The organism is Agromyces humi (assembly GCF_009720255.1).
Taxonomy (GTDB): domain Bacteria; phylum Actinomycetota; class Actinomycetes; order Actinomycetales; family Microbacteriaceae; genus Agromyces; species Agromyces humi.
Map to the genome: position 1 here is coordinate 1 of NZ_WJSP02000260.1, position 5,357 is coordinate 5,357.

Below are 5,357 nucleotides of genomic sequence, written 5' to 3' on the forward strand. Positions count from 1 at the left end.
GTCGCGGACCTCCTCGAGCAGCCCGTCCTCCCACATCCGCGCGGCGCGGGCGTCGAGCCGCTCGACGAGGCGTGCGCGATCGCTGCGGAGGTGCACGATGCGGTGCGGACGCCAGGACACGGGCTCGTCGGGAAGGCGTGCGGCCTTCGGCTCCCCCGTGAGCTCGATGACCTCGAGCGCGCGCACGATGCGACGGCCGTTCTGGGCATCCACGCTCGCGGCGGTCTCGGCATCAAGGGCACGCAGCCTCGCGTGGAGGAGGCCGGGCCCGACCTCGGCGAGCTCGGCCTCGAGCCGCGCGCGAATGGCCGCATCCGTGCCGGGGAAGCGGAAGTCGTGGATGACGGATGACACGTACAGGCCGGAACCGCCGACGAGCAGCGCGACGTGCCCGCGAGCGAGGATGTCGTCGATGGTCGCACGGGCAGCGGGCTGGTAGGCCGCGGCCGACGCCTCCTCGGTGATGTCGAGCACGTCGAGCTGATGATGCGGCACCCCGCGCCGCGCTTCGAGCGGCAGCTTCGCCGTGCCGATGTCCATGCCGCGGTAGAGCTGCATGGCATCGGCGTTCACGACCTCCGCGACCCGGCCGACCCGTTCGAACGCCTCGGCGAGGTCGAGCGCGAAGTCGGACTTGCCGGTGCCGGTCGCGCCGACGATCGCGATGAGGGTCACGTCAGCGCTGTGCGTCGCTCGGGTCGTAGATCGGCATCGTGCCGACCCCGGGGGCCACGAGCGGCTCGGCGCCACGGGCGCGCAGCGACGGCAGGCCCAGCGAGACACGGGCGCCGACGGATGCAGCGGAGCCGGCCGCCACGGCGCAGCTCTCGGCCTGCGCGCGATCCCACGCGTCGCCCGCCCGGGTGCGGCGGATCGCCAGCGGCGCATCGTCGAGCGAGTCGGCGAGGAGATGGAACGGCGCCGCCTGGGTGATGGTGACGGACACGACATCACCGGGACGCGGCAGTTCGGAGCCGGCGGGAACCTCGAAGTGCACCAGCCGGCTGTCTTCGGCCCGGCCGCTCAGCCGGTGCGTCTCGGCGTCCTTCTTGCCCTCGCCCGTCGAGACGAGGACCTCGACGGGACGCCCGATGAGGTGCTGGTTCTCCTCCCAGGAGATCTGCTCCTGCAGCGCGATCAGGCGGTCGTAGCGCTCCTGCACGACCTCCTTGGGCACCTGCTCGTCCATGGTCGCGGCCGGGGTGCCGGGGCGGATCGAGTACTGGAACGTGAACGCCGAGGCGAACCGTGCCTCCTCCACGACGCGGAGCGTCTCCTGGAAGTCCTCCTCGGTCTCGCCGGGGAAGCCGACGATGATGTCGGTGGAGATCGCAGCGTTCGGGATGCGGGCGCGGACCCGGTCGAGGATGCCGAGGAACTTCTCGGAGCGGTACGACCGTCGCATGGCCTTGAGGATGCGGTCGGAGCCCGACTGGAGCGGCATGTGCAGCTGCGGCATCACCGCCGGCGTCTCGGCCATCGCGTCGATGACGTCGTCGGTGAACGCGGCGGGGTGCGGACTCGTGAAGCGGATGCGCTCGAGGCCGTCGATCTGGCCGGCCGCGCGGAGCAGCTTGCCGAAGGCCTGGCGGTCGCCGAACTCGACGCCGTAGGAGTTGACGTTCTGGCCGAGCAGGGTCACCTCGACGGCGCCGTCGTCGACGAGTGCCTGGATCTCGGCGAGGATCTCACCGGGTCGCCGGTCCTTCTCCTTGCCGCGGAGGGCCGGCACGATGCAGAACGTGCAGGTGTTGTTGCAGCCGACGGAGATCGACACCCACCCGCTGTACGTGGAATCGCGCTTGGTCGGAAGGGTGGATGGGAAGACCTCGAGGGCGTCGAGGATCTCGAGCTGCGCCTCGTCGTTGTGGCGTGCGCGTTCGAGGAGGCTCGGCAGGGAGCCCATGTTGTGGGTGCCGAAGACGACGTCGACCCAGGGCGCCTTCTCGAGGATGACGTTCTTGTCCTTCTGGGCGAGGCACCCGCCGACGGCGATCTGCATGCCGGCGTGACGACGCTTGACGCCGGCGAGATGTCCGAGGTTGCCGTAGAGCTTGTTGTCGGCGTTCTCGCGCACGGCGCATGTGTTGATGACCACGATGTCGGGCTCAGCGCCGTCGGCGGGAACGTAGCCGGCTGCCTCCAGCGATCCGCTGAGGCGCTCGGAGTCGTGCACGTTCATCTGGCAGCCGAACGTGCGGACCTCGTAGGTTCGCGGCGTGGACGCCGGCTCAGTGGTCTCGATCGTCGAGGCCTCGCGAAGGGTGCTCATGATCGCACCAGTTTACGAGCCATCGGCGGCCAGCGCCGCCGTCACCGCCTCGCGGACGATGTCGCCAGGATAGCCACGGCGCTGCAGGAAGGCCGAGAGCCGCCGCTCCGCCGTCTGGTGGTCGAGCCCGGTGAGCTGCCTCGCACGTCGATGCGCGACCTCGAGGGCGTTGCGACGCTCGACGTCGGGGTCGAGTTCGTCGACCGCGGCGCGAGCCGCGGAGGGGTCGACGCCGCGCCGGGAGAGCTCCTGGAGGATGGCGCCGCTCCCCCGACCGCGACGAGCTCCGTTCACGTGCACGAGTTGCTCGGCGAGTCGCGCGTCGTCGAGGTAGCCGAATCGCTCGTAGCGCTCGATCCACTCCTCGATCTCGGCTTCGTCGAGGCCGTGTTCGGCGAGCACCGCTCGCACCTCGGCGACGGACAACGCAGATCGACGCAGGCGCGACACGACGAGCCGGTCGATGCGCTCGTCGCGCTCGGGGCCGGTCTCCTCGGGGTCGTCGCTGACGACCGTGAATCGACCGCGTCGACGCTCCGCGCGCCGAGCAGCGGCGTCGGAGCTCGACGTCGACCAACGACTCGAACCCGAGCCGGTTGAGCGGGGGTCCTCAGCCGCTTCTCCGAAGTCGTCGGAGGCACCCGGGCCAGCGTGGCCGGCGGATGGCGACGCCCCGCGTGCGGAGCCGGCGTCGTGGGGCGGCGTGGCCCACGGCAGGTACGAGACCGGGGCGAGGTGCTCGGTTGCGTCGCTCATCTCACTCCCCTTCCCGGTCTCGTTCATCGTGCGGCTCAGGCGCCCTTGCGCCCGAGCTTGCCCTCGATCGACTCCACGTTCGACGGCACGGCGGGCGCAGCGCCGGCCGCCCCGATGCCGAGCTTGGCGAGGATCTTCTTCTCGATGTCGGCCGCGATGTCGGGGTTCTGCAGGAGGAAGTTGCGCGCGTTCTCCTTGCCCTGCCCGAGCTGGTCGCCGTCGTAGGTGTACCAGGCACCCGACTTCTTCACGATGCCCTGGTCGACGCCGTAGTCGATCAGCGAGCCCTCGCGCGAGATGCCAACGCCGTAGAGGATGTCGAACTCGGCCTGCTTGAAGGGCGGCGCCATCTTGTTCTTGACGACCTTGACGCGCGTGCGGTTGCCGACCGCCTCGGTGCCGTCCTTCAGCGTCTCGATCCGGCGGATGTCGAGTCGGACCGACGCGTAGAACTTCAGCGCCTTGCCGCCGGCGGTCGTCTCGGGGCTGCCGAAGAACACGCCGATCTTCTCGCGCAGCTGGTTGATGAAGATCATCGTGGTGTTGGTCTGGTTGAGGCCACCCGTGAGCTTGCGGAGCGCCTGCGACATGAGGCGGGCCTGCAGGCCGACGTGCGAGTCGCCCATCTCGCCCTCGATCTCGGCGCGCGGCACGAGCGCCGCGACCGAGTCGATCACGATCAGGTCGATGGAGCCCGAGCGCACGAGCATGTCGGCGATCTCGAGCGCCTGCTCACCGGTGTCGGGCTGGGAGACGAGGAGCGAGTCGATGTCGACGCCGAGCTTCTTCGCGTACTCGGGGTCGAGCGCGTGCTCGGCGTCGACGAACGCCGCGATGCCGCCGGCACGCTGCGCATTGGCGATCGCGTGCAGGGTGAGCGTGGTCTTTCCCGACGACTCGGGGCCGTAGATCTCGATGATGCGGCCGCGGGGAAGGCCGCCGACCCCGAGCGCGACGTCGAGTGCGACGGAGCCCGTGGGGATGACCTCGACGGGAGCACGGTCTTCGCTGCCGAGGCGCATCACCGACCCCTTGCCGAATTGGCGGTCGATCTGGGCGAGTGCGGTTTCGAGTGCTTTCTCGCGGTCTACGGGTGATGGCATGTGCTGGCTCCTCGTGCTCGTTGCGGCTGCCTCTAGGCTGTCGTTCCACGTTGCGGGCCGTGACCCGCGGCGTCTCGCGACAAGGCGTTTGCGGTGTGTTCCGACGCTTCGACCGTATGGCCGCCCACCGACATCCGGAGCCCCGTGAGGCGGGATGTGGAGGGACGCGACGTTCCTCCTGCTGTCGAGGACGAGCCTAGCCGAGCATCCGAACGCATGTTCGAAGACACGCCCGCGTGTCGAACACGTCTTCGGGGACGCGGGGACGTCCCCGGGGCATCAGGAGATGCGCCGCTTGGCGCGCCCGGGCTCGCGTCGGCCGACGCCGTGACGACGCTCGGCCGGGACATCCGTCGCCTCGCACAGCGCCAACCAGACCTCGCGCGGCGGCACGCCGGCCGCGAGGGCCTCTCGTGCGGTGCGGTCGCCGAGTCCGGGGAGCACGAGGTCGTTCACGACGACGCCGCCGTACCCGGCGCCGAACTCCTCATCGACCGCGATCTGGAACTCGCTCAGCTTCATCGATGCTCCCGGACATGCCATCGGCCGGTCCGAAGACCGGCCGAGGCGGTGGATCGTGGGTGGGTCAGCGGACCATCATGTCCGCGTCGAACTCCGCGACGAGCTCGTCGGGCAGGCTGTCGGGCACGACCGCCAGGCCCTCCAGGACGGCGATGCGATCGCCGACCTCGTGCATGATCACGGAGATGGGGGTGTCGAGCGCCTCTGCGACCGACGCGAGGATCTCGGAGGAGGCCTCCTTCTGGCCGCGCTCCACCTCGCTGAGATAACCGAGAGCGACGCTGGCCTTCGACGCCACCTGACGAAGGGTGCGACCCTTCTGCAGACGGAAGTCCCTCAGCACGTCGCCGATCTCCTGTCGAACCAGAACCATCGGGGACCTCCTTCACTCTGCCATCGACTCCGCCGGAGCCGGAAACGGGAGGGTCAGTCTACCCGACTCTCGTGACTTCCAACCTAGCGTCGCACACTTGGACTTTCGTGTGAACACGTCACCTGTAACAGGTTGTTCACGAAGGTTATTCCGCGGGAACGCCGATGAGGTCGAGCTCCTCGAGCGCTGCCGCCACTGCCGCTCCGACCGCCGCCGCGCGCACCTCGGGACGGCTCCCGTCGAGGTCGAGCCCGACCGAGCGGATGCCTCGCGGCGACGCGATCCCGACGTACACGGTGCCGGGCGGCCGGCCGTCCTGCCAGTCGGGGCC

General features: G+C 69.8%; 7 protein-coding genes. All 7 read right to left on the minus strand.

Translation table 11 applies throughout. The annotated features are described in order from the left end of the window. Positions 1-675 (minus strand): tRNA (adenosine(37)-N6)-dimethylallyltransferase MiaA (gene miaA, locus GH736_RS16475; RefSeq protein ID WP_159605259.1); only part of this gene is annotated, 675 nt, incomplete at its 3' end. 1 nt (position 676) lies between these two features. After that, on the minus strand, positions 677-2,272 hold the full coding sequence (miaB, locus tag GH736_RS16480) for a tRNA (N6-isopentenyl adenosine(37)-C2)-methylthiotransferase MiaB (protein WP_159605261.1): 1,596 nt from the start codon (positions 2,270-2,272) through the stop codon (positions 677-679). Positions 2,273-2,284: 12 nt separating this feature from the next. After that, on the minus strand, positions 2,285-3,028 hold the full coding sequence (locus tag GH736_RS16485; protein ID WP_159605263.1) for a regulatory protein RecX: 744 nt from the start codon (positions 3,026-3,028) through the stop codon (positions 2,285-2,287). Between the two features lie 35 nt (positions 3,029-3,063). Next, a complete protein-coding gene (gene recA, locus GH736_RS16490) occupies positions 3,064-4,131 on the minus strand; it encodes a recombinase RecA (protein ID WP_159605265.1) in 1,068 nt (355 codons plus the stop codon). 279 nt (positions 4,132-4,410) lie between these two features. After that, positions 4,411-4,653 (minus strand): DUF3046 domain-containing protein, encoded by a 243-nt coding sequence (locus GH736_RS16495; protein WP_159605267.1) that lies wholly within the window; start codon positions 4,651-4,653, stop codon positions 4,411-4,413. Between the two features lie 64 nt (positions 4,654-4,717). Continuing rightward, on the minus strand, positions 4,718-5,026 hold the full coding sequence (locus tag GH736_RS16500) for a helix-turn-helix domain-containing protein (protein WP_159605269.1): 309 nt from the start codon (positions 5,024-5,026) through the stop codon (positions 4,718-4,720). A 145-nt stretch (positions 5,027-5,171) separates the two neighbouring features. Further along, positions 5,172-5,357: CinA family protein (locus GH736_RS16505; protein WP_162529575.1), on the minus strand; the 186-nt coding region annotated here is incomplete at its 5' end.